Origin of the sequence: Microbacterium sp. SCN 71-21 (assembly GCF_001725695.1) — a bacterium.
GTDB lineage: Bacteria > Actinomycetota > Actinomycetes > Actinomycetales > Microbacteriaceae > Microbacterium > Microbacterium ginsengisoli.
In genome coordinates, this window is sequence record NZ_MEGA01000005.1 from 3482 (window position 1) to 30014 (window position 26533).

A 26533-nucleotide genomic window follows, 5' to 3' on the forward strand; every position below is an offset into this window, starting at 1 on the left:
GGCGGGCGGCTCGAGGGCGGCATCGACGCGGTCGCGGTGGCCGATGGCATCCTCTCGTCGTACCGGTCGCTGTGGGCCGCCCTCACCGATCAGGAGAGCTTCAGCGCGAGCGAGTCCTGGCGCATCACCGAGCGGGTGCACAAGCTCAACGCGCTCGGCTTCGACATCGGAGAGATGTCGATCTCGACCACCGGCGACGGCACTCGCGTGGCGATCCGTCCGAAGGTCGTGGACGCGGGACACCATCAGCGGCGTCTGCTGCGCCTGACGGGCCTCGACGTCGAGGAGAACCAGGCACGGCGACTCCTGAACGACCTCGACGAGTTCCGCGCGCGGGCCGCCCGCCCCGGGCAGGACGAAGACATGGTCGCCCACGAATGGCTGACCCGCATCTTCGAGCCGGTCGTGACCTCGATCCCGTTCGATCTGCGCGCGAAGCTCGAGCCCGCCGAGGTGTTCCACCAGGTGCTCGAGCATCGCTGGTACATGTCGCAGGCACGGGGGGCGTCGGTCCCCCTCGCGGAGGTCGTGTCGTCGTACATCGACGACGTGCTGCGTCATCGCCGCGACGAGGCCACCGTGATGGGTCCGCCGACCGAGACGATGTCGCTTCCCGTCATCCGTCTCAACGACGACGATGAGGATGACGACGGGTCAGACGAGATCGACTGGCGCGACCTCGTCTGACCCGGAGGCGTCGGTCAGTACCCGATCGTGAAGCGCCCGCGGTGGTGCGCCGGCGTCTCGATCTCATCGACCACCGCGACACCCAGGTCGGCGCCGGAGATGTACGACTTGCCGTTCTCGTCCGAGACGAGCACGTCGTCGCCGTCGCGGTAGGCCCCCGTGCGCTCGCCCGGCGCCCACGCGCCGAACTCTGCAGCCGGGTGCACGAAGAACCAGTCCTTCGCGGCATCCGTCGCCTGGAGGTCCTCGAGGATGCCGATCGCCTCGAACGCCTCCGCCTTGTACTCCTCGGGGAACCCGCTGTCGATCAGGCGCGGGCCACCCGGGGCGACGAGGCTGCCGCCCGCGCCGCCGATGACGCCCAGCCGCACGGAGTCCGGCAGCGCCGCGAGCAGCTCGGCCGTCGCGGGCCGGAGCTTGCCCGCCATGTCGCCGCGCGGCGCCGCGGCCGACACGACCACGTCGACGCCCTGCAGCTCGGCGACGAGCGACGGCACGTCGAGCAACGTCCCTTCGACGTAGGTCGCGCCCTCGACGCGCTCGGCCGGCACGGAGCGGGCCACGGAGATGACGGTGTGTCCACGGCTCACCGCCTCGCGCACGATGTGACTTCCGGCGTAGCCGGTTCCTCCGATGACGGCGATGCGGGCCATGACGTTCCTTTCGGTGTGGTTCGACAGGCGCAACGCGCCCGCGGGATCCATCATTCCGGGGGCCGCGGCATCCGTCGGCGTGTCACACGAGCAGCGACAGCGGGTGCTCGATCCTCCGGACGAATGCGGCGAGCCACTGGGCGGCGAGCGCCCCGTCGAGCACGCGATGATCGGCGGACAGCGTCACGGTCATGACCGTCGCCACCGAGAGCTCGCCGTCATCGTCGATGACCGGCCGCCGCGTCGCGGCGCCGACGGCGAGGATGCCCGAGTGCGGCGGATTGATGATGGCCGCGAACTCTGCGGTGCCGTACATGCCGAGGTTCGAGACCGAGAACGATCCGCCCTCGAGCTCGCTCTGCTTGAGGCGCCCCGCCCGCGCCCGCTCGGCGAGTTCGCGGATGACCGCGCCGAGACGCCCGACCGGAAGCGTGTCGACCCCGCGGACGACCGGGGTCACGAGTCCGCCCGGGATCGAGACTGCGATCGCGAGATCGACGCCGGAGAAGCGCCGGGTGACCTCCGGGAGCCAGATGGCGTTGGCCTCGGGCACATCGAGGAGCGCGGCGGCGACCGCCTTGACGACGAGGTCGTTGACCGACACGCGCGCATCGGCGGCACGACCCTCGTTGATGCGTGCGCGCAGATCGAGGAGGGCGTCCACCCGGCAGTCCGCCCGCAGGTAGATGTGGGGGATCTCGGTCTTCGCCTCGGTGAGCCGACGCGCGATGGCGCGACGCATGCCGGTGTGCGGGATGTCCTCAGCGCCGGCCGGTGCGGGAGCCTGAGCTCCCGCGGGGGCGGGCGGCACGGGCGTCGAGACAGGGGCCGTCGCCGCCGGGGCCACGGGCGCCGGCGCGGGCAGATCGTCGAGGTCGCGCCGCACGACGCGACCGCGCGGGCCCGAGCCGCGCACGGCGGCGAGATCGATGCCGCGCTCGCCCGCGAGTCGACGCACGAGCGGGGAGGCGAACACGCGCCCAGCCGAGGAATCGGGGCCTGCGTCATCGTCCGCCGGCGCATCGGGCGCAGGCGGTGCGGGCACCGATTCGGCAGCCGATTCCGGTGTCGGCACGGGCTCGGTGACCGCCGTCGGCACGGGCTCGGACGCCGTGACGGATGCGGCCGCCGTCGTCGGCGTCGGCGTCGGTGCAGGCGCAGGGGGAACCGCGTCGGCGGGCGGGCCACCGACGACGACACCCTCCGCCTCCGCGGCGGCAAGGGCATCGGCGCGGGACTCGCCAGCCTCGGCGACGACGGCGATCGGCGCACCGACGGCGCCCGCTTCCCCGGCCGGGAGGAGGATCGCGGCGAGCTCGCCGGCGACCTCGGTCTCGTACTCGACGACGGCCTTCTCGGTCTCGATCTCGACGATCGGCTGGCCGGCGGCGACGGCCGTCCCGATCTCGACGAGCCACGTCTGAATCGCCGCCTCGCCGGTGCCCGTGGCGACCTCCGGCATGCGGATCACGGCGGCCATCAGCGACCGCCCCAGGCGCGACGCATGGCGTCGATCTCGGTGACGATCTCGGGGGTCCCCGCGATCGCGGCGCGTTCGAGGATGCGGGAGATGCTCGGGCTCGCCTCGCCGCCGGTGACCCGCTCGACGGGCTGGTCCAGCCAGTCGAAGAACCGCCGCTGGATCTCGTCGGCGAGCCACGCGCCATACGACGGGCCGCGCGAGCCCTGCTCGACGATGAGCACGTTGTTGGTCTTGCGGATGCTCTCCCCCACGGTGTCCCAGTCGAAGGAGGCCCGGTCGAGCCAGCGCAGATCGATCACCTCCGCATCGACGCCGGTCTCGGCGACGGCGTCGAGCGAGGACTGCACCATGGAGAGGTAGGTGAGCACGGTGAGCTCCGCGCCCTCCCGGCGCACGGCTGCGCTGCGAGGCGGGATGACGTAGTCGAGCGGCGCATCGGGCACACGGTCGGCCTGGCCATAGAGATCGACGTGCTCGATCACGAGCACGGGGTCATCGAGTTGCAGCGCCGCGTTCATGAGGCCCACGTAGTCCGCCGCGGTCGAGGCGGCGACGATGCGCCAGCCGGGCTGGGTCGCGAAGATGCCGGCGGGGTCCATCAGGTGCTGCGATCCGTAGCCGGATCCCATGGCGACCTTGGTGCGCAGCACGAGCGGCACCGTGTTGTTGTCGCCGAACATGTGGCGGGCCTTACCGACCTGGTTGAACACCTGGTCGGCCGCGACCCACATGAAGTCGGGGTACATGAACTCGACGACCGGCCGGAACCTGCCGTCGAGCGCGATGCCTCCGGCGAGCCCGAAGAACCCGTTCTCGCTGATGGGGGTGCCGATGACCCGCTCGGGTCCATATGCCTTCGCGAGCCCCTTCGTGGCGCCGTTCGTACCGCCGTTGAGTCGGTGGACGTCCTCGCCGAGCACGACGATGCGCTCGTCCTCGGACATGCGCCGGTCCATCACCGCGGCGACGGCGTCGACGAAGCGGATGTCCCGCCACGGCCCGTCGAACACGATCGGGTCGGATGCCGCGGCATCCGCGAGTTCGGACTCGTCGCCGCGGATGCCGGTGTCGACCACTGCCGGGTCGGGCCAGAGCTCGGGGCGGATGCGACGACGACCGGCGTTGTCGGGGTCGTCCTCGACGAGCGCCGCGACGGCGTCGACCATCGCCGCGACGGCCTGGTCGCGCACGGCTTCGAGCTCGGCGTCGGAGGCGATGCCGAGCGAACGGAGCCTGCCGCCGAGGAGGGCGATCGGATCGCGCTCGCGCCAGCTGGCCTCCTCGTCCTTCGTGCGGTAGCCGAAGGCGCTCCCGGGGTAGGGGCCGTTCTGGTGGAAGAAGCGGTAGACCTCCGCCTCGACGATCGCAGGACCGTCGCCCGCGCGCATCCGCTCGGTCGCCTCGGTCATCGCGAGGTGCACGGCGAGGGGGTCCATGCCGTCGACCCGCCACGACGGGATGGAGAACCCCTGCCCGCGCACCGAGAAGCGGGCGTCGGCGCTGGCCTCCGAGGCATGGGTCGAGACCGCGTAGAGGTTGTTCTCGATGAAGAACGCGACCGGGAGGTGCCAGGTCGCGGCGAGGTTGAACGACTCGAGCACCGAGCCGATCTGGCTCGAGCCGTCGCCGAAGTAGTTGACCGAGACATCCGTCGTGCCGGCGTGCTTCTGCGCCCACGCGTGGCCGGCGGCGATGGGGGCGCCGCCGCCGACGATGGCGTTCGTTCCGAGCGCGCCCGCCTCGAGCCACTGCAGGTGCATCGACCCGCCGCGTCCGCCCGAGAACCCCGGTGCGAGGCCGAGGATCTCGGCGAGCGTGCGCTGGAGCAGCGCGTTCAGCGCCGGGTCGACGAGGGCACCGAGGTCGAGCCGGCCGCCGGCGACGTAGGTGATCGCCTTCGCGAGGAACTGGTGGTGTCCGCGGTGGGAGCCGTTGACGGCATCGGTGGGACGCAGGCCGATGATCGAGCCGACGGCGCCGCCCTCCTGACCGATGCTCGAGTGCGCGGGACCGTGCACGAGGCCGGCGGCGGCGAGGTCGAGCACGGCCTCCTCGAAGGCACGGATGAGGTGGAGCTCGCCGTACATGGCTGTCAGCAGCTCCGGGTCGGCGGCTTTCCAGTCGGCGGCGGTGGTCGACAGCGAGATCCAGTCGACTCCCGTCTGCAGACGACGACGTTGGGGCATCCCATCTCCTTCGACAGTGCGCCGCTCGTCAGCGCTCACTCACGGTAACGCACGTTTGGATCCAATTTCAAGAACTTCTTGCGTTCAAACCGGGAATTGACGCACACTGGAGCCGAAACTGGATCCAGACGACGAGGAGGTCGATCGATGACAGGAATCCCCGGTCTGCGCGGCTCCGACCACCTCGGCATCACCGTGCCCGACCTCGAGGAGGCCGAGCGCTTCCTGGTGGACGTGCTCGGCGCCGTGCCCGTCTACACGCTGGGCGCGAAGCGCGCCGACGACGACTGGATGTCGCGCCAGCTCGGGGTTCACCCCCGGGCCGTGATCACCGAGATCCGCTTCTACCGTCTCGGCAACGGCACCAATCTCGAGGTCTTCGCCTATGCGACGCCCGACGGGCAGTCCCCTCCCCCGCGCAACAGCGACATCGGCGGACACCACCTCGCGCTCTACGTCGACGACATGGATGCCGCGATCGCCCACCTGCGCGCGTACGACGTCGAGATCATGGGCGACCCGATCGCGAGCGCCGGTGCCGCCGCCGGTCAGCGATGGCTGTACTTCCGAGCCCCCTGGGGCATGCAGTTCGAACTGGTCAGCTACCCCGACGGCAAGGCCTACGAGGCCGACTCCCCCGTCATCCTGTGGCATCCGGCCCGCCCGGCAGAATGAAGGCGAGCCGAGGGGATCATCGATGACCGCACAGACCGCGTCGACGCATGCCGACGACACGCACGCCCGCCCCCGCGACGGAGACGCCGGACCGCGCATCGCCGACAGCATCCGCGGCGGCATCGTCGGCGGCGACTATCCGCCGGGCATGCGTATCCGCCAGGAGGATCTCGCCGCCCGCTTCGGTGCGAGCCGTGTGCCGGTGCGGCAGGCGCTGCAGCAGCTCGAGTACGAGGGGCTCGTCACGGTCGTCGCGAACGCCGGCGCGTGGGTCTCCCACCTCTCCCTCGCCGAATGCGAGGAGGTGTACGAGATGCGCGAGCGGCTCGAACCCCTCCTGCTGCGGTACTCGGCGCCCCGACTCGACGCCGGCGCCATCGAGGAGCTCTCCGCCCTCGCCCACCGCATCAGTGTGGTCGGCGCCGACACCGACGCGTTCCTCGAACTCGATCGCGCCTTTCACCTCGGCACCTACGCGGCCGCCGACACCGTGCAGCTCGGCGCCCTCATCCAGAAGCTCTGGAACACCACGGCGCCGTACCGCCGCGCGTACGTCACGTCGTGGGAGCCCGAGTCACGCCGCATCGCCTACGAGGAGCACCACCTGATCGTGGCGGCCCTGCGCGACGACGACATCGAAGAGGCCGAACGTGTGCTCGCGGGTCACATCCGCCGCACCCGTCGCCAGCTCGCCCGCACCCCCGACATCTTCCGACCCACCCCCTGACCGCGGCCGGTCGCGCAGTCGCGCGCCGCCCGCCCGACGCCCACGGAGACGCACACCATGACCGACATCGGATTCCTCGGACTCGGCACGATGGGCCGCGCGATGGCCGGCCGCCTCCTCGAGACCGGGCACCGCGTGACCGTCTGGAACAGATCGGATGCCCCGGTGGCCGAGCTCGTCGCCGCCGGAGCGGTGGCCGCGGCATCCCCTGCAGATGCGCTCGGGGCACCCGTGTCGATCTCGATGCTCGCCGACGACGCGGCCGCCGAGGCCGTGCTCACCGAGGACGCCCTCGGCGCCGCACGAGGCCACGTGCACGTGAACGCCGCCTCGCTGAGCCCCGACACGGCCGACCTGCTCGCGGCGCGGGCGGCAGCGGCCGGCGCCGGCTACGTGTCGGCGCCCGTGCTCGGACGCTACCCGGTGGCCGCGGCGGGACAGCTCAACATCCTCGCGGCCGGCGATCCCGCGGCGATCGAGACCGCCCGCCCCGCGCTCGCATCTCTCGCGGCCCGCATCTGGGAGTTCGGAGCCGTGCCGCGCACCGCCAACATCGTCAAGATCGCCGTCAACTACGACCTCATCCATGCGATGCAGGCCATCGGCGAATCCGTCGCACTCGTCGAACGGCACGGGGTCGAGGCATCCGCGTTCGTCGACCTGCTCACCCACTCGCTGTTCGCCGCGCCCGCGTACTCGATCTACGGCGACGTGATCGCCCAGCGCCGCTACTCCCCGCCCGGCTTCCACATGTCGCTCGGATTCAAGGACCTGCGCCTGGCGGAGGCCGCCGCCGCATCCGTCGGGTTAGAGATGCCGACCGCGGCCGCGCTGCACGGAGTGTTCGAACGCGCGATCGCCGACCCGTCGCTGCGAGACCTCGACTGGTCGGCGATCGCGGAGGTCACGCGCTCGGCGTGACCTCCCGGTTCAGGTGAGGGTCCAGCCCCGATCGACGTAAAGGCTGGTACCGGAGACCCCGCGGTTGTCGAGCAGGAACTCGACGGTGCCGACCACGTCGGCCACCGTGGCGAGCTCGCCGCCCGGCGTGCGTGACCGGTAGGCGTCCAGCACGCCGTCGGGCTTGCCCGCCCAGAACGGGCTGTCGCCGATGATCCCCGGGTGCAGCGCGTTCACACGGATCGGGGCGAGCTCGAGAGCGAGGGTGTGCGTGAGTCCCTCGACGCCGCCGTTGATCGTCGACACCGTGGTCGAGCCGGGATAGGGCAGGTCCTTCGCGCGACCGCCGAAGAGCACGATGCCGGTGCCGACGCTCGGGGTCAGCCGATCCAGCAGCGCGTGCACGGTCTCCGCGTAGCCGACGAGCTTGAGGGTCACGAGGCGTCGCGCCCGCGCGATGTCGTAGTCCGCGATGGTGTTCGCGTCGCGCTCGATCGCGGCGAGCACGAGCCCGTCGATCGCACTGACTCCGGCGAGCGCGGGCGCGATCTGCTCGGGCTCCGAGATGTCGAGGGCGAGGGACGAGGCATCCTGTCCAAGACCCTCGGCGATCTCGGCCGCCCGGGCCGCATCACGCCCCGTGATGATCACGCGATCGCCGCGGGCGAGGAGGGTGCGCGCGAGCTCGAGGCCGATGCCCGAGGTGCCGCCGACGACGAGGATGGTGCGCTGCGACATCGCCTACGCCTCTCCCCGACCCCATACCGTGTTGAGGTGCGACTGCGGGTCGCGCACGGTCGGCAGGATGCCGTCGACGGAGTAGTAGCGCTTGCCCGCGACGATGAGCTCCTCCGCGGGGAACTTCGTGATGACCTCGCAGCCGGTGGCCGTGACGACGACCTCCTCCTCGATGCGGGCCGCACCCCAGCCGTCGGCAGAGGGCCAATAGGTCTCGAGGGCGAAGACCATCCCCTCCTCGAGCACCTCCGGGTGATCGAGCGACACGAGACGGCTGAAGATCGGCTTCTCCCAGATCGAGAGCCCCACGCCGTGTCCGTACTGCAGCGCGAAGGCCGCCTCTTCGTCGGGGAAGCCGAACTCCTGCGCGGTCGGCCACACCGACACGATGTCGGCGGTGGTCGCGCCCGGGCGCACGAGGGCGATCGCGCGATCCATGTACTCCCGGGCACGCGTGTAAGCATCCCGCTGCGCCGACGAGGCCGACCCGACCGCGAAGGTGCGGTAGTAGCAGGTGCGGTAGCCGTTGAAGCTGTGCAGGATGTCGAAGAAGGCGGGGTCGCCCGGCCGGATGATGCGGTCGGAGAAGACGTGCGGGTGCGGCGAGCAGCGCTCGCCCGAGATCGCGTTCACTCCCTCGACGTACTCGGAGCCGAGGTCGTAGAGGGTCTTCGCCACGAGCCCGACGGCCTCGTTCTCGCGCACGCCCGGCCGCAGGAACCGGTACAGCTCGTCGTAGGCCGCATCCACCATCGAGGCGGCCTGGGTGAGGAGCCGGATCTCGTCTCCCGTCTTGACCCGTCGGGCCTCCATGAAGATCTGCTGCCCGTCGACGACCTGGATGCCCTCGCGCTGGAGGGCGAAGAGGATCGGCAGCTCGATCACGTCGACGCCGAGCGGCTCGTGGGCGAGACCGAACTTCTCCAACTCGCGCTTGATCTTCTTCGCGACCTTCTCGGCGATCTCCGCATCGGGGCTGAACGCGCCACGCAGGGTCGAGATGCCGGCGCGCGCGCCGGACTCCAGTCGCGGGCGCTTCGCACCCTCGTGCGGGGCATTGGGGTCGGCGTCCATCTCCATGCTCGTGACGTCGAGCCAGGGGTTGTAGAGCTGGTGGTGCTTGGCGGCGGAGCCGAAGTCCCACGAGATGGGGTCGGTGCGGCGGGTCAGCAACGAGAAGCGGATGAGCTTGTCCATGGCCCAGGTGCCGATGTGGGTCGCGGTCATGTATCGGATGTTGGAGAAGTCGAACGCCAGCACCGCACCCACGTCGCTGCGGTCGAGTTCGGCGCGCAGACGCGCGAGTCGCGCGTCGCGAAGCCGATCGAAGTCCACGCGCTGCTCCCAGTCGACGGCGTTGGTGCCCGTCGTGCCCGTACTCTTCATCGAGTTCTCCTGTCAGTTGCAAACACACAGTGTTTAGTAAAAGTGTACATTGTGCAGTTTAAGTTAACGCTTATGCGGTGTATTGTCGGGCGCATCGGCTCGTGTACGCCATGACTGGATGCCGCGGCCACCGCCGACGCGATGAGCACCCCCTGGAGGACGTATGACCACCGAGGACATCGGCGCGCGGATCCGCGACGCCCGACTCGAACGAGGCCTCAGCCTGCGCAGCGTGGCCCAGGCCCTCGGCGTCTCGGCATCTCTCATCTCGCAGGTCGAGACGGGCAAGACCCAGCCCAGCGTGTCCACCCTCTACGCGATCGTGAGCCACCTGGGCGTCTCGATGGACGAGCTGCTCGGCGTGAGCGCGACCGCCGTCGACGAGGCTCCGGTCACGCCGATCTTCCGGCCGTCCGGCACCGTCAAGCCCGCCGTGCAGCGCGGTGACGAGAACCCCGTGCTCGAGATGGAGAACGGCGTCATCTGGGAGCGACTCGCCGTCGGCGAGGGCGGGCCCGCCGACGCGCTGCTCGTGACCTACGCACCCGGCGCGACCAGCTCCATCGAGGGCAAACTGATGCGCCACTCGGGCATCGAGTACGCCTACCTCATCGAGGGAGAGCTCACCCTGCAGCTCGACTTCGACACCTTCACGCTGCACGCCGGCGACTCGTTGCAGTTCGACTCGGTGCGCCCGCACCTCTACTCGAACCGCGGCGACGTCCCCGCCCGCGGCATCTGGTTCGTCGTCGGCCGACGCCAGCAGAACCAGGCCATGCCGACCGCTCCCGGAGAGGCCGGGCGCGGCGAGCAGCTGGCGTCGGCCGTCGACGTGCTGCGGGCGATGGACGACCTGCACGGCTGAGCCCGCGGCATCCATCACAGTCCCCGTGGCGGGGCGGACCGGCGGCGCAGCTGCGCGATCATCGGCAGGATCGCCGCGATCAGCACGAACACGCCCTGCACCCAGTACTGCCAGGCGAGGCCCAGCGAGAGGTAGGCCAGCGCGTTCGTGATCGTCTGCAGCAGCAGACCTGCCGCCGCGACGGCCAGCGCCGAGCCCGACCCGCCGAAGATGCTCGCCCCGGCGATGACGATCGCCGTCACCGAGGTGAGGGTGAGGGCCTGACCGGTGTTGGCGTCACCGATGCCGGTCTTCGAGTACAGCGCGAGCCCGGCGATGGCCGCGATGACGCCGGCGGATGTCGCGGCCAGCAGCCGCATCGACCGCACGTTCACTCCCATGCGGTTCGCCTTCACCGCGTCGGATCCCGCGGCGCGGAAACCGCGCCCCAGACGTGTGCGCTGGATCACGAACCACATGACGACGGCGAGCACGATCGCGATCGCGAGCACGAGCGGGATGCCCGCCACTGCGGTGCCGATCAGCACCATGATGTCGTTCGACGCCGATCCGCCCGGACTCGGACGCAGCACCTGCGCGGCGCCGACGACGGCGATCGAGGTGACGAGGGTCGCGATGACCGGCGGCAGGTTCAGTCGCGTCACGAGCAGACCGTTGACGAGGCCGACGGCGAGCCCCGCGACGAGCGCGAGCACCACTCCGAAGAGGAACAGCCCGATTCCGCCTCCGCCGAAGAACGAGATGACGACGGTCGAGAGAGCGAGCACCGATCCGATCGACAGATCGATGCCACCGGTCATGACCACGACCAGCTGAGCGAGGCCCACGAGGATCAGCACCGAGGAGCTGGCGAGCAGCTGGGACATGTTGAGAGGGCTGAGGAACGCCGTCGAGAAGAACGTCGTCGCCATTCCCAGCAGCACCGTCAGAACCAGCAGGGCGCCGGCCTGCAGCTCGCCGCGCACCGCCAGAGGGATGCGGCGACGCCGCGGGACCGCGCTGACCGTCGCGACCGAACCGGTCTCGGACATCACCGCAGCGCCCGTGATCGCGCGCTCGGTGACGGCGGCACCCGTGAAGGTGTCCTGCACCTGGCCACGGGAGAACACGACGACCCGGTCGCAGAGACCCTCGAGCTCGACCGCGTCGGTCGAGAGCACGACCACCGCGACTCCATCCGCCGCCATCGAGCGCAGCACGGCGTAGATCTCCACGCGCGCCCCGGCGTCGACGCCCTGCGTCGGGTCCTCGACGAGGAGCACTTTCGGTTCGCCGAGGCGCGCGCGGGCCAGAAGCACCTTCTGCTGACTGCCGCCGGAGAGGCTGGCGACAGGAGTCTCGAGGGTGGGGGTCTTCACGGCGAGACCGGCGATCGCCGTGCGGGTGAGCGCGTACTCACGACGACGGTCGACGAAGCCGGTGGGCATCGCCTCGGCGATCGAGGGGGCGATGACGTTCTCGCGCACCGACATCTTGCCGAACATCGCCTCGCCGATGCGATCGCCGGGAAGGAACACGACGCCGTCGCGCACCGCGGTGCGGGCGGAGCGCACATCGAGCGGCCGGCCGGACAGGAGCACACGGCCGGCGGTCGATCCCAGGCCGGCGAGGCCGCGCAACACGGCGCGCTGGCCGTTGCCCTCGACGCCGGCGAGTCCGACGATCTGTCCGGGCATCGCGGCGAACGAGATGTCTCGATAGCCCGGGCCACCGAGGCCGAGCACCTCGAGGAGCGGAGTGCCGTCGGCATCCGGCCCCGCCTTGTCGGGGAAGGTCGTCTCCAGCGAGCGTCCGACGATGAGCTCGACGATCTCGTCCGCGCTGTAGTCGGAGACGCTGCCGCGTCCGACGACGCGGCCGTCGCGCAGCACCGTCAGATCGGTCGCGATCTCGATGACCTCGGGGATGCGGTGGGTGATGTAGACGACCGCGACACCGTCGGCGAGCAACTCGCTCACACGGTCGAACAGCCAGCGGGTCTCGTCGGGACCGAGTGCTTCGGTCGGCTCGTCGAGCACGAGGATGCGGGGGTCGGATGCGAGCGCGGCGGCGATCTCGATGAGGTGCGCCTCGCGCAGCGAGAGGGTCGAGATCGTCGCCTGAGGATCGATCTCGAGACCGAGCTTCTCGAAGTGGGCCTTGAGCCACGCCGCCGCGCCCCGGCGTCGGGGGCGCTTCGAAGCGGGGAGGAGCAGGAGCACGGCGTCGACCACCGTGAGGGAGGGGGCGAGCGCGGGGATCTGGTAGACGATCGCGAGACCGTTCTCCCGCGCATCCGCGGTCTGGATCCGGGAGAACTCCCGGCCGGCGAGGCCGATCGTGCCGGTGTCCGGCACGACCGACCCCGCGGCGACTCCGACGAGGGTCGACTTGCCCGCCCCGTTCTCGCCGAGGATCGCGTGGACCCTCCCCGGTGCGATCTCGACGCTCACATCGTCGAGGGCGCGCACGCCGGGATAGGACTTGGTGATCCCCGTGAGAACGAGGGCGGGTTCAGTCATCGTCGGAATCCTTCGTGTCGTCAGCCGAACAGCTGCGTGATCTCAGCAGGGGTCAGGAGCGTGGACGGCGTCGCGTCCGGCGGCGCCGACGCGAGGCACGCCTTGTCGGGCGCGATCGATCCCGACGTCTGGCCGGTCGAGTCCTCATAGAGCGCGAGCTGGTAGATCGAGGGCTCGGTGTCGCTCGTCCCCTGGAAGGCGGCGACGGCCTTGCGAAGGGCGACGCGGCCGATCCACGTGCGCGACGACACGGTCGCCAGCTCGTAGCTCGGGTTGGTCTTCTTCAGCGCGTCGTAGCCGCACGAGAGCGAGTTGTCGTCGGTCGAGGTCAGCAGCGGCACCGAGATGCCCGCGGCCTGGTAGGCGCGGATGACACCTGCCGCGGATGCGCCGTAGTCGGCGATGACCGCGTCGATCTTCGGGTACTGGGCGAGAAGTCCCGCCATGGCCTGCTGCGCCTGAGCCGGGTCCCAGTTGGTGACGACGGGCTCGGAGTTGAGGAGCTTGATCTGCGGGTTGGCCGCGACGACCTCCTTGACACCCTCGAACTCCTGCGAGGACACCGCCACGCCGGAGGGTCCGCCGAGGAAGACGACGTTGCCGCCGGCTGAGCCGAGACGGTCGACGACCCACTGCGCCCACGACTTGCCGACGAACTGCGGGGACTGGTCGGTGTAGTCGAGGTAGTCGGTGCCGGCTTTGCCGTTCGGGTCCGAGGCGAACGCCACGACGTAGGATCCGGCCTGGGTCGCCTGGCGCATGGCCGGCAGGTGGGCGTCGCCGGGCCCGGCGTCGGGGATCACGAGGATGATGTTCGTGCCCTTCGATGCGAGGCTCGTGATGCCGGACGTCGTCTTCTCGAGATCGAACGATCCCGCGACGTAGTCGACGCTGGTGATCGCCTTGCACTTCGCGGCTTCGGACTTGATCTCGGCGAGAACGGTCTTCGACCAGCTGTTCGTGCCGCCGCCGTCGACGACACCGACGGTCATCGGCTTCGCGTTGGCGGTGCAGATGCTCGACATGTCGGCGAACTGGGACACGGTGCCGACCGAGCCGGCGGCGATGTTGGCCTGGAGGTTCCCGGCCGTGGCGTTGGTCGAACTGGCGTTCGTGGACGAACAGCCCGCGAGCGCTGTGGCGACGATCGCGAGTGACGCGGCCGCTGCTGCGGCGACGCGACGTCGCTTGATGATGCGATTCACTGCACACTCCTCATTGAGTTCACTGGTGGTGGGGGTGGGTGCGACGGGTCACTTCTGACGCCGGACGAGGCGTCGCAGCCTCGCCGACGTGCCGCCCAGCTCGAGCTGGGCGACGATCCCGACGCCGATGATCAGCGCCTGGACGATGTTCTGCACGGCGGTTGCCTGCGTGAAGGTCTGCACGAGCTGGCCGAGCTGGGCGAGGAAGAGCGCACCCAGCGCGGTGCCGATGAAGCTCCCCTTCCCGCCCGTGAGGGCGGTACCGCCGAGCACGACGGCGGCGATCGAGGGCAGGAGGTAGTCGTTGCCGGCTGTCAGGGTCGGCGAGCGCAGCAGACCGGCGAGCAGCACCCCGGCACCGGCCGCGAGGGCGGCGGCGAGCCAGTAGGCGCTGATCGTGTAGGCCCGCGTCGCGATCCCGATGTTCGCGGCGCTGCGCGGGTTCTCGCCGACGAGTTCGAACCGGCGCCCGACGCGCGTGCCCTTGACGACGAGGTGGATGATCACGACGATCGCGACGGCGAAGAAGGTCAGCACCGGGATGCCCCAGAGTCGGCTGAGCGCGAAGTTGCTGAGCTCCAGAACCGACTGGGCGCCGAATCCGCCCGAGACCGCCTGGACGGCGCCGATCATGAGGGCGTTGCTGGCGATCGTGACGACGAGAGGCGGAAGACCGAAGACGGTGATCACCACTCCGCTGAGCAGGCCGAACAGCGAGGTCGCGACGATCGCGACGATGACCGCGGTGGTGAGCCCCCAGTCGGCCCCGAACTTGGCCGCGATGAGCGCACCGAGAGTCACGGCGCCGGGGATCGACAGGTCGAGCCCGCCCTGCTGGATGACGAGGGTCTGGCCGATGGCCACGATCGCCGTGAGCGCGGCGAAGGGGAGCATCGAGACGATCGCTGTCGTGCCCACGCTGCCGGGGGCGATGAGCGGGCTGATCGCGAAGAGCAGCGCCACGGCGATGAACGCGCGGGTGCCCGGCCACGACAGCACCTCGGCGAGGAGGGGTCGGCGGTCCACCGGCGCCGTGCGCGTGCGCACCTCCGCCGGTTCGTTCACGGTGGTCATGACTGCACGGTGAGGTCGGGGTGCCACGAGCCGTCGAGGTGCGCCTCGGGCCATTCGCCGACGATGTAGTCGCGCGAGGCCTCGGCGCGGGAGCGCAGCGCCGCGTAGTCGACACCGACGAGCTGACCGTCCTTCTTCACGCGCCGGCCCTGCACGAACACGTCGCGCACGAGCCCGGGGTGGGCGTTGTAGACGACGGCGCCGATGGGGTTGTTCATCGGGGTCATCGCAAGAGCCCGGTCGTCGAGCACGACGATGTCAGCGGCCTTTCCGACGACGAGCGATCCGGTGAGGTGGTCGAGGCCCGCGGCGTGCGCGCCGTCGATCGTGGCGAACTGCAGCACGTCGTTGACGCTGAGGCCGATGCGCTCGACGACCTCGCCGGTCTCGACGGCGGGGGCGTTGTCGAGGGCGCGCTGCATGCCGATGGCGGTGCGCATCGTGCCGAACATGTCTCCGCCGTTGCTCGAGCAGACGTCGATGGAGAAGGTGGGGCGGATGCCGTGCTGCAGCAGACGTCCGGTGGCGGGGTATCCGTGTCCCATCTGCATCTCGACGTCGGGGGCGCAGGAGGCGGTGCCGCCGCTGTCGGCGATCATCTGCAGCTCGTCGTCGCCGAGTGTGCAGCAGTGCACGTAGGTGATGCGGTCCGAGAGCAGCCCGTCGTCCTTCAGCTTGCGGATGGGGCCGGACTTCCCCCAGTAGCCGTCGCCGACGTGCACGGTCACGCGCAGGTCGAGTTCGTCGGCGAGCGCGAAGTCGTGCCGGTTGACCTCGGGGGTCACGAACTGCGGGCCGCGCAGGGCGAGGGCCATCGTGACGAGTCCCGTGTTGCTGCTGAACACCGTCTCCCGCAGGCGCCGGGCGTCCTCGGCCGGGTGGTTGTTGGGCGACGGGAGCGGGGCGCCCCACTGCTTGTTGCCGCCGCCGTGCGCGAACACGGCGCGCATGCCGGTGTCGGTGAGGGCCTGCACCGCGGCATCCGCGTGGGCCGGGGTCGCGAGGTTGTGCGACCAGTCGACGAGGGTCGTGATGCCGGCGTCGAGCGCTTCGAGGGCACCGAGGTAGTTGCCCGTGTAGGTGTCCTCGGGCCGGAAGAACTTCGAGAGCCCGGTGTGGAGTCCGGCGAGGTACTCGGTGAGTGACCAGTCGGATGCCACGTTCCGCACGACCGACTGCCAGGTGTGGCGGTGGGTGTCGACGAAGCCGGGCAGGACGATGCGTCCGGTGACGTCGATCACCTCGGCGTCGTCCACGGACAGCCCGTGGCCGATGGCCTCGATCGTGCCGTCCGCGGAGATCAGGATGTCCGTGTCGGGAAGGACTTCTCCCGCGCGGGCCGAGGTGATGACGGTTCCGCCGCGGAGCAGGGTGCGGGTGCTCATAGTCTTCATTGACTCCAGGTGCCGGTGCGCCGATCCCCCTTGGTCGGCTCACGTGTGAGTGTGCTGTCGCCACGCTAATAGCCTCACTGCACAGTGTCAAGGCTCACTGAACACTAATGTTCAGTGAGCCTTGAAACTGGCGCAGTTGAGGGCGTCAGGCGCGTTCGCGATACAGCGGGATGTCGATGGGCGGCTGCGGGATGAAGCCGCCGTTCGCATCCATCTGGTCGTAGAGGTAGCCCTGCGAGGCATCCATTCGGCGCATCGCCGCCGGGAGGTCGACGTGCACGAGGCGCCCGTCGCGCTTGACGACGCGACCGTCGACGAGCACCGTGGCGACGAGCCCGGCGTGGGCCTGCGAGATGATCGCCCCCGCGGGGTCCCGCCGGTTCCAGCCCGCCTGGCTGACCCCGCTCATGTCGAGCAGCACCACGTCGGCGCGCTTGCCGGGGCTGAGCGACCCCACAACGTCGTCCACGCCGGCCGCCTTCGCACCGTTGATCGTCAGCCAGCGCAGCGCGTCGCGGGTGGTCCACAGCATCTGCTGCGGGGCCACCATCCGCTCGTAGCCGGGCTCATCTGATCGGTACCGCGTCGCCTGCAGCACGAGACGGGCGTGCGAGATCATGTCGCCGGCGTCGCCGCTCACGCAGTCGATGCCGAGGCTCGGCCCCGGCGTATGGCGCGTCGCCTCGGCGATACGCGGATAGCCCATGCCCATCTGCATCTCGGTCTCGGCGCAGACCGAGACCATCGTGCCGGTGCCCTCGAGCAGTTTCCACTCCTCGGGCGTGTTGAACGTGCAGTGCACGAGCAGCAGATCGTCGCCGAGCAGATCGTGGCGGTGCATCACCGCGACATCCGAGAACAGCTGCCGCACGATCACCTGGTTCGCATGCTGCGTCATCCGAGCGCCGAGCTCGCGGGCGAACGCGAACTCGCGCACCACCTCGGCGGCGGGCGTGATCGCGAGCTCCTGGGGCACGAGGCCGAACCGCAGCACGCCGTCGGACGAGAAGTAGGTCGACTTGATCTCGCGCGCGAGCGCCGCACGCGCCGGATAGCTCCCCGACTCCTCCCCCGACTCGGCGCCGCCGCGGCTCTCCGACCAGGTGTTCTCGACGACGGGGGTCATGCCGTGCCCGTACAGGCCACGGATGCCGGCGTCGAGAAGCCCCGTGACAGCGGCGTGCGCGCCGTCCGGGTCGAGGATGTTGTGGCAGTAGTCGACGAGACTCGTCACCCCCGCGTTCAGGCAGTCGAGCGCACCCAGGTAGTTGCCGACGTACATGTCCTCGGCGCGATAGCGCGGTGCCATCTGCAGGCGGATGCCCCTGAGGTAGTCGGGGATGTTGCCGTCGGCGAGGATGCCGCGCAGCGCCGTCTGCCAGGTGTGCCGGTGGGTGTCGACCATGCCCGGCATCGCGATCATGTGCCCGGCCTCGATGATGTCCGCGTCGACCTGATCAAGGCCCTGTCCGACGGCGACGATCGTGCCGTCCTCGATGAGGATGTCGCCACGGGGGAGGTCGCCGATGGAGTCGTCCATCGAGACCACGGCGGCGCCTCGGATCAGTGTGCGGGCGGTCATGCGGGGGTCCTTTCGTGACGTGCCGTGCGGGGCGCGTCGATCCACGGGTCGATCAGGGTCTTGGTCTGGAGGGGCGCACCGGCGATGAGCGGCACGAGGCCGCCGCTGACGACCTCGTCGAGCGGCAGCACGGTCTCGGCGATGTCGCTCCAGTCGGCGCGGGATTCGAGCAGGCGCACAGCGTCGGGGAGGTCGGCGGCCATCACGTGGGCGACAGTGCCGACGATGGTGAGCTCGGCGAGCGTCCAGTGCGCGAGCGCCGCGGGCGGCTCGCCCTTCTGAATGCCGACCGGGACGATCGTCGCGCCCGGGTGCGCCGCATCGATGACGGACTCCCAGCCGGCCTTCGAGCCACTGACCTCGAAGAACACATCGACGTCCATCCCGAGCTCGGCGACACGGTCGGCGAGGGTGGCGGTGCCGGCGACGAGCGTCTCCTGTGCGCCCAGGCGCACGGCGAGCTCGAGACGGTCGGCGTTGAGGTCGACCACGAGCACCCTCGCGCCGGTGGCCGCGGCGGCGACCGTGAGGAAGGCGCCGATCCCTCCGACTCCGACGATCACGGCATCGTCGCCGGCCGAGAGTCCACTGCGCCGCACCGCGTGCACGGCGATCGCCATCGGCTGCGCGAGCCCGAGCGTGTCGGACGCGAGTGGCGAGGCGCTGACGTCGAGCAGGATGCCGGCGGGCACGACCGCGTACTGGGCGAGACCGCCGTCACGCTGCAGCCCGGCCGTGCGGTACGACCGGCACAGATTCGTGCGGCCGGCGCGGCACGGCTTGCAGGTGCCGCACGAGATGCCGGCACCGCAGACGACCCGCGCGCCGACGGCGAGGTCGACACCGGCGCCCACCTGCTCCACCGTGCCCGCGAACTCGTGCCCGAGGGTGACGGGCAGCTCGGTGAGCTGCGGCCCCCGGTCGTACTCCGTCGCATCGCTGCCGCACACCCCGCACACCGAGACGCGCACGAGGACCTCCCCCGGGCCCGGGTCGGGCACGGTCCGATCCTCGATGCGCAGATCGCCGGCGGCGTGCAGCACGCCCGCGCGCATCGAGGTCACAGTCGCGCCCCGGCGGGCACCTCGAGCTGCACGGCGCCGCGCGAGGCGATCATGCGTCCGAGCAGGGTGCGGTACACCTCGCCGTGCGCATGGGAGTCGAGGTACGCGTCGAGGCCGGCGGCATCGTCGACGAGAGCGGCGACGCCGTAGTCGGCGCCCTGCGGACGCAGATGCAGGTTCGGCCCGCAGCGATAGCCCCGCAGCTCGGGAATGCCCTGCGCCATCCCGGCGAGGGCATCGGTGAGCGCGGTCACGTCGTCGTCGGTGACGTCGTCGTTCCAGTGGAAGGTGGCGAGATGCAGGATCATGTCGGGCGGTCAGTCCTCTTGGTACTGGTAGGGGTTGTCGATGGGGGCTTCGGGGTCGAGCGGCGGGTGCATCCCTTCCTCCCAGGCGGCCTCGCCGAGCTGGGAGCGCACGTAGTCGACCGACGCGGCGACGGCGTCGCGGGCGGGCGCGATGTCGAGGTCGATGCGCGTTCCCCGGTACTTCACGACACGGCCGTCGATCACGACCGTGTGGATGTCGGCGGTGCCGGCCTGGTAGACGACGTGCGCGTGCGGGTTGAGGATCGGCGTCATCGTGGGCGACTGATCGTTCTTCAGCAGCACGAGGTCGGCCTTCTTGCCCGGCGTGATCGAGCCGATCAGGTCGGACATTCCGAGCGAGAGCGCGCCGCCCATGGTCGCCATCCACACGACGTCCTCGGCGCGCAACCGGTTGACGTTGACCGTCTCACCGCGGCGGTGGGCTTCGAGGTGGTCGCGGGAGCGGTCGGAGCTGAGCGTGGCGCGCATGGCCGAGAAGAAGTCGGCGCTCCACCAGACACTCGTGTCCATCGAGAGGGAGGCCGGGATGCCGTACTTGCGGATCTCCCAGGTCGAGGGATACCCCTGGCCCGCGCTCTGCTCCGACTCGGTGGCGACCGAGACCGTGCCGCCGGTCGCGGCGATCTTCTGGTAGCTCTCGGCGCCGAGGCTGGCGGAGTGCACGTAGGTGATCTGATCGGTCATGACGCCCGCGTCGTACATGTTGCGGATGCCCACGTCTCCGGTCGCGCCCCACACTCCGGCGTGGGTGGTGACCCGGATGCCGAGGTCGCGCGCGAAGTCGAACGCGGCTCGCTCGGGGAAGTCGTCGGAGTCGGGCACGTCGAAGGCGAGCTCGAGCCCGAGCAGGTCGGTGCGCGGGAGGTCGTCGATCCACCGACGCACGGCCGGATCCGCGCTCCACTCCCACGGCGCCCCGAGGTAGTTGCCGTAACCGAGCACGAACCTGCCCGGGATCTCCCGGAATGCCGCGACCGCGGCATCCGCGTAGTCGGGGGTGCGCAGAGCGTGCGACCAGTCGAGGGTCGTGGTGACGCCGACGTCCACCGACTCGAGGGCGCTGAGCAGGTTGCCGGCGTAGATGTCCTCGGGACGGAACACCTCGCCGTGCTGCAGGTAGTAGAAGACGAAGTACTGGCTCAGCGCCCAGTCGCCGCCGTAGCCGCGCAGCGCCGTCTGCCACATGTGGCGGTGGGTGTCCACCATCCCGGGCATGAGGATGCCGCCGCTGCCGTCGATCTCGACGGTGCCGTCGGGCACCTCGAGGCGAGGGCCGACGGCGGCGATGCGGTCATCGACGACGAGCACGTCGCCGTCGCGGATGACGCCGGGCGTGTCGACGGTGATGACGGTGGTGTTGCGGATGACGAGAGGCCGGCCGGGCGTGAAGTCCTCGGCATGGGCGGTCGGGTCGCTCATGAGTTCTCCTCTTCGAGAATGTTCAGCGTTGATTTACACTTTGACCACGAATGTGGGCATTTGTCCAGTACTCGGGCCCGAGTGTTCATTCAGACTTCAGTGCCGAAGCCGTCGAAGGAGACCCCCATGACCCGCATCGCCATCCTCGGCTCCGGAGCGAACGGCGCCTCCATCGGTGCCGACCTGCTGCTCTCCGGACACGATGTCACGCTCGTCGAGCAGTGGCCGGCGCACGTCGAGGCGATGCGCGCCGACGGCCTGACGATCGAGACGCCGCACCGCACCGTGCACGTCGATCCGCCGGTGCTGCACCTGTGCGAACTCGCGGAGCAGCGGCATCCGTTCGATGTGGTCCTGATGCTCGTGAAGGCCTACGACTCGCGCTGGGCGGCGCAGCTCATCCGTCCCCACCTGCGGCCGACGAGCCTCGTCGCAGGGGTGCAGAACGGCATGTCCACGGCGGCGATCGCCGACGTGGTGGGAGCGGACCGCACGATGGGGACGGTCATCGAGGTGTCCTCGGCGATGACGGAGCCCGGACGGGTGACGCGCTATTCCGACACCGACCAGTCGTGGTTCGCGGTCGGCGCGCTCCCGCGCTCCGCCGCGTCAGGGCGGGAGGAGGAGGTCGCCGCGCTGCTGCGTGAGGCCGGCCGCGTCGAGGTGGTCGAGGACATCCTCTCGACGAAGTGGATGAAGCTCATCAGCAATGCGACGGTGCTCGTGCCGACCGCGATCCTCGGGCTCCCCATGGCCGACGCCGTCCTGGTGGAGGGCATGCGGGAGGTCATGCTCGCCGCGGGCGAGGAGGCGCGTCTCGTGGGGGCGGCGGCGGGGCGCGACGTCCTGCCGATCTTCGGCCTGAGCGCCGATGACCTCGGCCGGCCCGACGCTGTCGTCTCGACCCTGCTCGACACGCTCTACACCGGGTTCGTGCGCCCCGGGGCCACGACCACGGTGCTGCAGGACTGGACCAAGGGCCGTCACAGCGAGGTCGACGACATCAACGGCACGGTCGTCGCCGAGGGCGCGCGCGTCGGCGTCGCGACGCCGGTCAATGCGCGCATCGTCGCCGTCGCGCACGAGATCGAGCAGGGGGTGCGCGAGGCGCATCCCGACAATCTCACGCTGTTGCGTATTGCTTAACACCCTGTACAGTCAAGCTGACCCGTCGCAAAGGAGCACGCATGTCCTCTCCCCGCATCGCCTTCGTCGGAACCGGCGCTCAGGGCGCCGGTATCGGCGCCGATCTGATCCGTGCCGGCCTCGACGTGACCTTCATCGAGCAGTGGCCCGCCCACGTCGAGGCGATGCGCGCGAACGGCATCACCGTGCACCTGCCGACCGAGACGCAGAACACGCCCGTCGACGCCCTCCACCTGTGCGAGGTCGCGACGCTGCGCGCGCCGTTCGACATCGTGTTCGTGCTGGTCAAGGCGTACGACACCCGATGGGCCGTCGAGCTCATCGCCCCGCACCTCGCCCCCGACGGCCTCGTGGTGGGGCTGCAGAACGGCATGTCGCTCGACGACATCGCCGAGATCGTGGGCGCCGAGCGCACGATCGGCGCGGTCATCGAGATGGCCTCGAACATGTTCGAGCCCGGTGTCGTGACCCGCCAGAACGCGCCCGAGAACTCGTGGTTCGCGGTGGGCGGCATCGTGCCCTCCGCCCAGGCACGCGCGCACGAGGTGCAGGCGGTGCTGCGGCACGCGGGGGTCGTGGAGGTGTCCGCCGACATCCGCTCGTCGAAGTGGATGAAGCTCGTCGCCAACGCCGGCGAGCTCGTGCCGTCGGCCATCCTCGACGAGACTCTGTTCGACGCCGTGCGGATGCCCGGCGTGCACGAGTTCATGATCGAGTGCGGCAAGGAGGCGGCGCGGGCCGCCGTGGCCGACGGGTCGACGCTCGTGCCCATCTTCGGCCTCACGCACGACCAGGTCACCGGTCCCGATCAGTACGCGGCCGACCTGCTCGGCGAGGTGCTCGACAAGTACTCGCTGCCCGACACCCGCACCACGGTGCTGCACGACTGGATGAAGGGCCGCCACTCGGAGTACCGAGAGGTCAACGGCCTCGTCGTCGACGTGCTCGAGCGGGTGGGCGAGGCCGCCCCGGTCAACGCCCACGTCGTCGAGATCGCCCGGCGCATCGAGGCGGGCGAGCTCGAGCGCGGCCGCCACAACCTCGACCTGCTGCTGCGCGTCGGCGTCCACGTCTGAGGCGCGCGCCGGCCGCGGCGGGCCGCCAGGCCGTCGGCTGCGTCAGGCCGCCGGCCGCGCGGGCCGCCTGCCGTGTCAGGCCGCCCCGCCCCGCATCGTCGCGATCTGGTAGAGCGCGACGGATGCCGCGATGCCGGCGTTCAGCGACTCGGTCGCCGCCGAGATCGGGATCGACACGATCTGGTCGCAGGTCTCGGTGACGAGCCGGGACAGCCCCTCCCCCTCGGAGCCGATGACGATCACGACGGGACGGTCGGCGAGCTCGAGCGCGGGAAGCGCCACATCGCCGCCCCCGTCGAGACCGAGCACGAACACGCCCTGCTTCTTGAGCTCCTTGAGCGTGGCGGTCAGGTTGCCGGCGAGCGCCACCGGCACCCGGGCGGCGGCGCCGGCGCTCGTCTTCCAGGCGGCCGAGTTGACGCCCGCGCTGCGGCGCTGCGGGATGATGACGCCGTGCCCGCCGAAGGCGGCCGTCGAGCGGATGATGGCACCCAGATTGCGCGGGTCGGTCACGCCGTCGAGCGCGACGAACAGCGGCGTCTGGCCGCGGCCGACGACCTGCTCGAGGAGGTCCTGCGGGTGCGCGTACTCGTACGGCGGAACCTTGAGCGCGACGCCCTGGTGCACGCCGTCGAAGCCCGCCATGCGGTCGAGCTCGGGCCGGGTGACCTCGAGCACGGGGATACCGCGGTGCGACACGATCGACAGCATCTCCTTGACGCGGTCGTCCATCTCGACGCGCTGCGCGATGTAGAACGCGGTCGCCGGGATGCGTGCGCGCAGCGCCTCGAGCACCGAATTGCGGCCGGTGACGGTCTCGGTGTCGTCGCTCTGCTTCGGGCGCCCGCCGCGGTTGGGGTTCGAGCCGGCGATCCGCTGGCCGGGCTTGCCCTTGCCGCCCGCGGCGGCGTAGCGCTCCTGCGCCGCCTTGCGCTTGCCGGCGACGTGCCAGGCGCGGTCCTCGGCCTTGGGGGTGGGGCCTTTGCCCTCGAGAGCCTTGCGGCCTTGGCCGCCCGATCCCTTGACGGCGCCCTTCTTCAGCGACTTGCGTGCGCCGGGTCGTCCTGCTGGCTTGGTCATTCGATGCTCCAGTGGGTTCCGTCGGGAGTGTCTTCGAGGGCGATGCCGGCTCCCGCGATCGCGTCGCGGATGCGGTCGGCGGCCGCCCAGTCCTTGTCGGTGCGCGCCTGGGCGCGCTGGTCGATGAGCTGACGCACGAGCACGTCGAGAGCGGATGCCGCGGCCCCCTGCCCGGCGCCGGGGGCGGGCGCGTCGAGGCCGAGCACCGCGGTCATCGCGAGCACGGCGCCGGCCGCGGTGGCCGCGGCATCCCGATCGCCCTCGTCGAGTGCGGCGTTGCCGGTCCGGACGGTCTCGTGCAGCACGGCGAGCGCCTGCGGCACGCCGAGGTCGTCGTCGAGGGCCGCGCCGAAGGCGGCGGGCAGCACGGCGTCGGGCACCTCGCCGAGGGTGCGCAGCGCCCGCGTGCGGAAGGCGGCGATGCGGTCGAGCGCGGCGGCGGCCTCGTCGAACGCACGGTCGGAGATGTCGAGGCTCGAGCGGTAGTGCGCGGCGGCGAGCGCGTAGCGCACGACGAGCGAGGGACGCTCGGCGAGCACGTCGGCGGCGAGCACGAAGTTGCCGAGCGACTTCGACATCTTCTGGCCCTCGACAGTCACCAGGCCGTTGTGCACCCAGTAGGTCGCGAACGCGTCGCCTGCGGCCGTCGACTGGGCGAGTTCGTTCTCGTGATGGGGGAAGCGCAGGTCGAGTCCGCCGCCGTGGATGTCGAAGGCGCCGCCCAGGTAGCGGCGCGACATCGCCGAGCACTCGATATGCCACCCGGGGCGACCCGCACCCCAGGGCGCACCCCAGGTGGCGTCGGCGGGCTCGTCGGGCTTCGCGCCCTTCCACAGAGCGAAGTCGTGCGGATCGCGCTTGCCGCGCGGGTCGGCGTCGGCGGCCGCCTCCATCGCGTCGAGGCCCTGCCGGGTGAGGCTGCCGTACGACGGCCACGAGCGCACGTCGAAGTAGACGTCGCCTGAGCCGTCGGGGGCCACGTAGGCGTGCCCCCGCGCGATCAGCGTCTCGATGAGCTCGATCATCTGCGGAATCGAGCCGGTCGCACGCGGCTCGTACGTCGGTGCGAGGATGCCGACCGCGGCATACGCGGCCGCGAACTCCTGCTCCATGCGGTACGCCAGCGCCCACCAGGGTTCGGCAGCCGACGCGTTGGCGATCACCTTGTCGTCGATGTCGGTGACGTTGCGCACGAAGGTGACGCGGCCGTAGCGGTGCGCGAGCCAGCGACGGAGGATGTCGAAGCTCAGCGCCGCGCGCACGTGACCGATGTGGGGGCCGGACTGCACGGTCGGGCCGCAGACGTACATCGTGACGTGGGAGGGGTCGATCGGCACGAAGTCGCGCAACGCCTGCGCCTTGGTGTCGTAGAGCCTCACAGTCACCGTCCCAGCCTACCGGCGCACGGGCGCGCGCCCCGGAGCCGGTAGAACTGATGACGTGCCCGCCATTCTCGCCGTCCTCGCCGCCGCCGTTCTGTTCGGCACGACCGGCACATCGCAGGCGCTCGGCCCGGCGGGGACCACCCCGCTCGGCGTCGGCGCGATGCGCCTGCTCGTCGGCGGCACCGTGCTGGCGGTGGCCGGCTTCGCGCTGGCGGCGCGGGCGCGGGCGCGCCGCGGCATCCGCAATCCCCGGCTCTCGCGGCGCGCGGTCCTGCTCATGGTGGTCACGGGCGTCTGCCTCGCCGGCTATCAGCCGCTGTTCTTCCTCGGCACCTCGCGCAACGGCGTCGCGATCGGCACGGTCGTCGCCCTCGGGTCCGCCCCCGTCCTCGCGGGATTGCTCGAATGGATGCTGCGCCGACGCGCCCCGCGACCGGTGTGGCTGGTGGCGACGGTGCTCGCGCTCGCGGGGGTCGCGATCATCACGCTCGGCGGCGAGGGCACCGGGGCCGTCGACCCGCTCGGCGTCGTGGGATCCGTCGGCGCCGGGGCCGCGTTCGCGATGTACGCGAACGCGCAGCGGCGGCTCATGGACGACGGCTGGGATCCGTTCACCGTCGCGGGCGCCATGGGACTCACCTCGGCGCTCGCGGCTCTCGCGATGGTGCCGTTCGCCTCGTTCGCGTGGCTCGCCGATCCCCGGGGCGCCGCGATGGCCCTCTGGCTCGGGGTGGCGACGATCGCGGTGGCATACGTGCTGTTCACCTGGGGTCTCGAGCGGATGTCGGCGGCCACCGCCGCGACCCTGACACTCGCCGAGCCCCTCACGGCGACGCTTCTCGGCATCCTCGTACTCGGCGAGCACCTCACGCTCGGCGGCGTGATCGGGCTGTGCGTGCTGGCGGCGGGACTCGTGCTGCTCAGCGCCGGATCGCGCGCCCGTCGCGAACCGCGTCCTTTCGCAGCGGAGGCGTGACG

23 protein-coding genes are annotated in these 26533 nt (G+C 70.7%); 8 read left to right on the forward strand and 15 right to left on the reverse strand.

Translation table 11 applies throughout. The features are described 5' to 3' along the window. A partial coding sequence (locus ABT08_RS01340) for a DUF4032 domain-containing protein (RefSeq protein WP_288113752.1) occupies positions 1-687 on the forward strand: 687 nt, incomplete at its 5' end. Between the two features lie 14 nt (positions 688-701). On the opposite strand, the gene ABT08_RS01345 is transcribed toward ABT08_RS01340, so the two are convergent. The 3 genes from ABT08_RS01345 to ABT08_RS01355 all read right to left on the reverse strand — a co-directional run bounded on the left by ABT08_RS01345 (position 702) and on the right by ABT08_RS01355 (position 5009). After that, complete coding sequence (locus ABT08_RS01345) at positions 702-1340, reverse strand: NAD(P)-dependent oxidoreductase (RefSeq protein WP_045246748.1); 639 nt, start codon at positions 1338-1340, stop codon at positions 702-704. 82 nt (positions 1341-1422) lie between these two features. Then, positions 1423-2820 (reverse strand): 2-oxo acid dehydrogenase subunit E2, encoded by a 1398-nt coding sequence (locus tag ABT08_RS01350; RefSeq protein ID WP_288113754.1) that lies wholly within the window; start codon positions 2818-2820, stop codon positions 1423-1425. Next, positions 2820-5009: an alpha-ketoacid dehydrogenase subunit alpha/beta gene (locus tag ABT08_RS01355; RefSeq protein WP_056210259.1), complete on the reverse strand. Its 2190-nt coding sequence runs from the start codon at positions 5007-5009 to the stop codon at positions 2820-2822. The genes ABT08_RS01350 and ABT08_RS01355 overlap by 1 nt, the downstream gene beginning before the upstream one ends. A 147-nt stretch (positions 5010-5156) precedes the next feature. On the opposite strand from ABT08_RS01355, the gene ABT08_RS01360 reads away from it, so the two are divergent. The 3 genes from ABT08_RS01360 to ABT08_RS01370 are packed head-to-tail and all read left to right on the forward strand — an operon-like array spanning position 5157 to position 7332. Continuing rightward, positions 5157-5684 carry a VOC family protein gene (locus ABT08_RS01360; protein WP_288113756.1) on the forward strand — a complete coding sequence of 176 codons (528 nt, stop codon included), beginning with the start codon at positions 5157-5159 and terminating at the stop codon, positions 5682-5684. A gap of 22 nt (positions 5685-5706) precedes the next feature. After that, positions 5707-6411 (forward strand): GntR family transcriptional regulator, encoded by a 705-nt coding sequence (locus tag ABT08_RS01365; RefSeq protein WP_056519153.1) that lies wholly within the window; start codon positions 5707-5709, stop codon positions 6409-6411. Between the two features lie 57 nt (positions 6412-6468). Further along, a complete protein-coding gene (locus tag ABT08_RS01370) occupies positions 6469-7332 on the forward strand; it encodes an NAD(P)-dependent oxidoreductase (protein WP_137878487.1) in 864 nt (287 codons plus the stop codon). A 9-nt stretch (positions 7333-7341) separates the two neighbouring features. Here the strand turns inward: ABT08_RS01370 and ABT08_RS01375 are convergent, their stop codons facing one another. Further along, positions 7342-8049, reverse strand: a complete 708-nt coding sequence (locus ABT08_RS01375; RefSeq protein ID WP_056210265.1) for an SDR family NAD(P)-dependent oxidoreductase — start codon at positions 8047-8049, stop codon at positions 7342-7344. 3 nt (positions 8050-8052) lie between these two features. Then, positions 8053-9435, reverse strand: coding sequence for a M24 family metallopeptidase (locus ABT08_RS01380; RefSeq protein ID WP_056519155.1), 1383 nt, complete (start codon positions 9433-9435; stop codon positions 8053-8055). 163 nt (positions 9436-9598) lie between these two features. Between ABT08_RS01380 and ABT08_RS01385 the strand changes: the two genes are divergently transcribed. Continuing rightward, positions 9599-10300 carry a helix-turn-helix domain-containing protein gene (locus tag ABT08_RS01385; RefSeq protein WP_082483256.1) on the forward strand — a complete coding sequence of 234 codons (702 nt, stop codon included), beginning with the start codon at positions 9599-9601 and terminating at the stop codon, positions 10298-10300. 14 nt (positions 10301-10314) lie between these two features. Here ABT08_RS01385 and ABT08_RS01390 read toward each other — a convergent pair whose 3' ends face one another. From ABT08_RS01390 to ABT08_RS01425, 8 genes are all read right to left on the reverse strand, one after another. Beyond that, on the reverse strand, positions 10315-12801 hold the full coding sequence (locus ABT08_RS01390; RefSeq protein ID WP_056210267.1) for an ATP-binding cassette domain-containing protein: 2487 nt from the start codon (positions 12799-12801) through the stop codon (positions 10315-10317). A 20-nt stretch (positions 12802-12821) separates the two neighbouring features. Continuing rightward, the gene (locus ABT08_RS01395) at positions 12822-14006 is read right to left on the reverse strand and encodes a substrate-binding domain-containing protein (protein WP_056210269.1); all 1185 of its coding nucleotides are present in this window, start codon (positions 14004-14006) and stop codon (positions 12822-12824) included. Positions 14007-14054: 48 nt separating this feature from the next. Next, positions 14055-15080 carry an ABC transporter permease gene (locus ABT08_RS01400; protein WP_056210271.1) on the reverse strand — a complete coding sequence of 342 codons (1026 nt, stop codon included), beginning with the start codon at positions 15078-15080 and terminating at the stop codon, positions 14055-14057. Further along, complete coding sequence (locus tag ABT08_RS01405; RefSeq protein WP_056210273.1) at positions 15077-16465, reverse strand: amidohydrolase family protein; 1389 nt, start codon at positions 16463-16465, stop codon at positions 15077-15079. Before ABT08_RS01405 ends, ABT08_RS01400 begins: the two co-directional genes overlap by 4 nt. A gap of 154 nt (positions 16466-16619) precedes the next feature. Continuing rightward, a complete protein-coding gene (locus tag ABT08_RS01410) occupies positions 16620-18056 on the reverse strand; it encodes an amidohydrolase family protein (RefSeq protein WP_056210275.1) in 1437 nt (478 codons plus the stop codon). Then, positions 18053-19111, reverse strand: a complete 1059-nt coding sequence (locus ABT08_RS01415) for a zinc-dependent alcohol dehydrogenase (protein ID WP_249352719.1) — start codon at positions 19109-19111, stop codon at positions 18053-18055. The genes ABT08_RS01410 and ABT08_RS01415 overlap by 4 nt, the downstream gene beginning before the upstream one ends. Positions 19112-19116: 5 nt before the next feature. Beyond that, on the reverse strand, positions 19117-19428 hold the full coding sequence (locus tag ABT08_RS01420) for a Dabb family protein (RefSeq protein ID WP_056210277.1): 312 nt from the start codon (positions 19426-19428) through the stop codon (positions 19117-19119). A gap of 9 nt (positions 19429-19437) precedes the next feature. Then, positions 19438-20868, reverse strand: a complete 1431-nt coding sequence (locus ABT08_RS01425) for an amidohydrolase family protein (protein ID WP_056210279.1) — start codon at positions 20866-20868, stop codon at positions 19438-19440. A 126-nt stretch (positions 20869-20994) separates the two neighbouring features. Here ABT08_RS01425 and ABT08_RS01430 point away from each other — a divergent pair, with 126 nt between their 5' ends. Continuing rightward, a complete protein-coding gene (locus tag ABT08_RS01430; RefSeq protein WP_288113762.1) occupies positions 20995-22014 on the forward strand; it encodes a ketopantoate reductase family protein in 1020 nt (339 codons plus the stop codon). Between the two features lie 41 nt (positions 22015-22055). Further along, positions 22056-23090, forward strand: coding sequence for a ketopantoate reductase family protein (locus tag ABT08_RS01435; RefSeq protein WP_056210283.1), 1035 nt, complete (start codon positions 22056-22058; stop codon positions 23088-23090). Between the two features lie 75 nt (positions 23091-23165). Here the strand turns inward: ABT08_RS01435 and rlmB are convergent, their stop codons facing one another. Together rlmB and cysS are read right to left on the reverse strand one after the other, a co-directional pair. Next, positions 23166-24170, reverse strand: coding sequence for a 23S rRNA (guanosine(2251)-2'-O)-methyltransferase RlmB (gene rlmB, locus ABT08_RS01440; RefSeq protein ID WP_045246749.1), 1005 nt, complete (start codon positions 24168-24170; stop codon positions 23166-23168). Next, positions 24167-25555 carry a cysteine--tRNA ligase gene (gene cysS, locus ABT08_RS01445; RefSeq protein WP_056210285.1) on the reverse strand — a complete coding sequence of 463 codons (1389 nt, stop codon included), beginning with the start codon at positions 25553-25555 and terminating at the stop codon, positions 24167-24169. Before cysS ends, rlmB begins: the two co-directional genes overlap by 4 nt. Before the next feature lie 55 nt (positions 25556-25610). Between cysS and ABT08_RS01450 the strand changes: the two genes are divergently transcribed. After that, on the forward strand, positions 25611-26531 hold the full coding sequence (locus ABT08_RS01450) for a DMT family transporter (RefSeq protein ID WP_288113763.1): 921 nt from the start codon (positions 25611-25613) through the stop codon (positions 26529-26531). Positions 26532-26533 lie beyond the last annotated feature (2 nt).

What these genes read in the sequence shown, in the direction of transcription:
- ABT08_RS01345 (WP_045246748.1), bottom strand. Translation starts at nt 1,340, where the DNA reads ATGGCCCGCATCGCCGTCATCGGAGGAACCGGCTACGCCGGAAGTCAC.
- ABT08_RS01350 (WP_288113754.1), bottom strand. Translation starts at nt 2,820, where the DNA reads ATGGCCGCCGTGATCCGCATGCCGGAGGTCGCCACGGGCACCGGCGAG.
- ABT08_RS01355 (WP_056210259.1), bottom strand. Translation starts at nt 5,009, where the DNA reads ATGCCCCAACGTCGTCGTCTGCAGACGGGAGTCGACTGGATCTCGCTG.
- ABT08_RS01360 (WP_288113756.1), top strand. Translation starts at nt 5,157, where the DNA reads ATGACAGGAATCCCCGGTCTGCGCGGCTCCGACCACCTCGGCATCACC.
- ABT08_RS01365 (WP_056519153.1), top strand. Translation starts at nt 5,707, where the DNA reads ATGACCGCACAGACCGCGTCGACGCATGCCGACGACACGCACGCCCGC.
- ABT08_RS01370 (WP_137878487.1), top strand. Translation starts at nt 6,469, where the DNA reads ATGACCGACATCGGATTCCTCGGACTCGGCACGATGGGCCGCGCGATG.
- ABT08_RS01375 (WP_056210265.1), bottom strand. Translation starts at nt 8,049, where the DNA reads ATGTCGCAGCGCACCATCCTCGTCGTCGGCGGCACCTCGGGCATCGGC.
- ABT08_RS01380 (WP_056519155.1), bottom strand. Translation starts at nt 9,435, where the DNA reads ATGAAGAGTACGGGCACGACGGGCACCAACGCCGTCGACTGGGAGCAG.
- ABT08_RS01385 (WP_082483256.1), top strand. Translation starts at nt 9,599, where the DNA reads ATGACCACCGAGGACATCGGCGCGCGGATCCGCGACGCCCGACTCGAA.
- ABT08_RS01390 (WP_056210267.1), bottom strand. Translation starts at nt 12,801, where the DNA reads ATGACTGAACCCGCCCTCGTTCTCACGGGGATCACCAAGTCCTATCCC.
- ABT08_RS01400 (WP_056210271.1), bottom strand. Translation starts at nt 15,080, where the DNA reads ATGACCACCGTGAACGAACCGGCGGAGGTGCGCACGCGCACGGCGCCG.
- ABT08_RS01405 (WP_056210273.1), bottom strand. Translation starts at nt 16,465, where the DNA reads ATGAGCACCCGCACCCTGCTCCGCGGCGGAACCGTCATCACCTCGGCC.
- ABT08_RS01410 (WP_056210275.1), bottom strand. Translation starts at nt 18,056, where the DNA reads ATGACCGCCCGCACACTGATCCGAGGCGCCGCCGTGGTCTCGATGGAC.
- ABT08_RS01415 (WP_249352719.1), bottom strand. Translation starts at nt 19,111, where the DNA reads ATGCGCGCGGGCGTGCTGCACGCCGCCGGCGATCTGCGCATCGAGGAT.
- ABT08_RS01420 (WP_056210277.1), bottom strand. Translation starts at nt 19,428, where the DNA reads ATGATCCTGCATCTCGCCACCTTCCACTGGAACGACGACGTCACCGAC.
- ABT08_RS01425 (WP_056210279.1), bottom strand. Translation starts at nt 20,868, where the DNA reads ATGAGCGACCCGACCGCCCATGCCGAGGACTTCACGCCCGGCCGGCCT.
- ABT08_RS01430 (WP_288113762.1), top strand. Translation starts at nt 20,995, where the DNA reads ATGACCCGCATCGCCATCCTCGGCTCCGGAGCGAACGGCGCCTCCATC.
- ABT08_RS01435 (WP_056210283.1), top strand. Translation starts at nt 22,056, where the DNA reads ATGTCCTCTCCCCGCATCGCCTTCGTCGGAACCGGCGCTCAGGGCGCC.
- rlmB (WP_045246749.1), bottom strand. Translation starts at nt 24,170, where the DNA reads ATGACCAAGCCAGCAGGACGACCCGGCGCACGCAAGTCGCTGAAGAAG.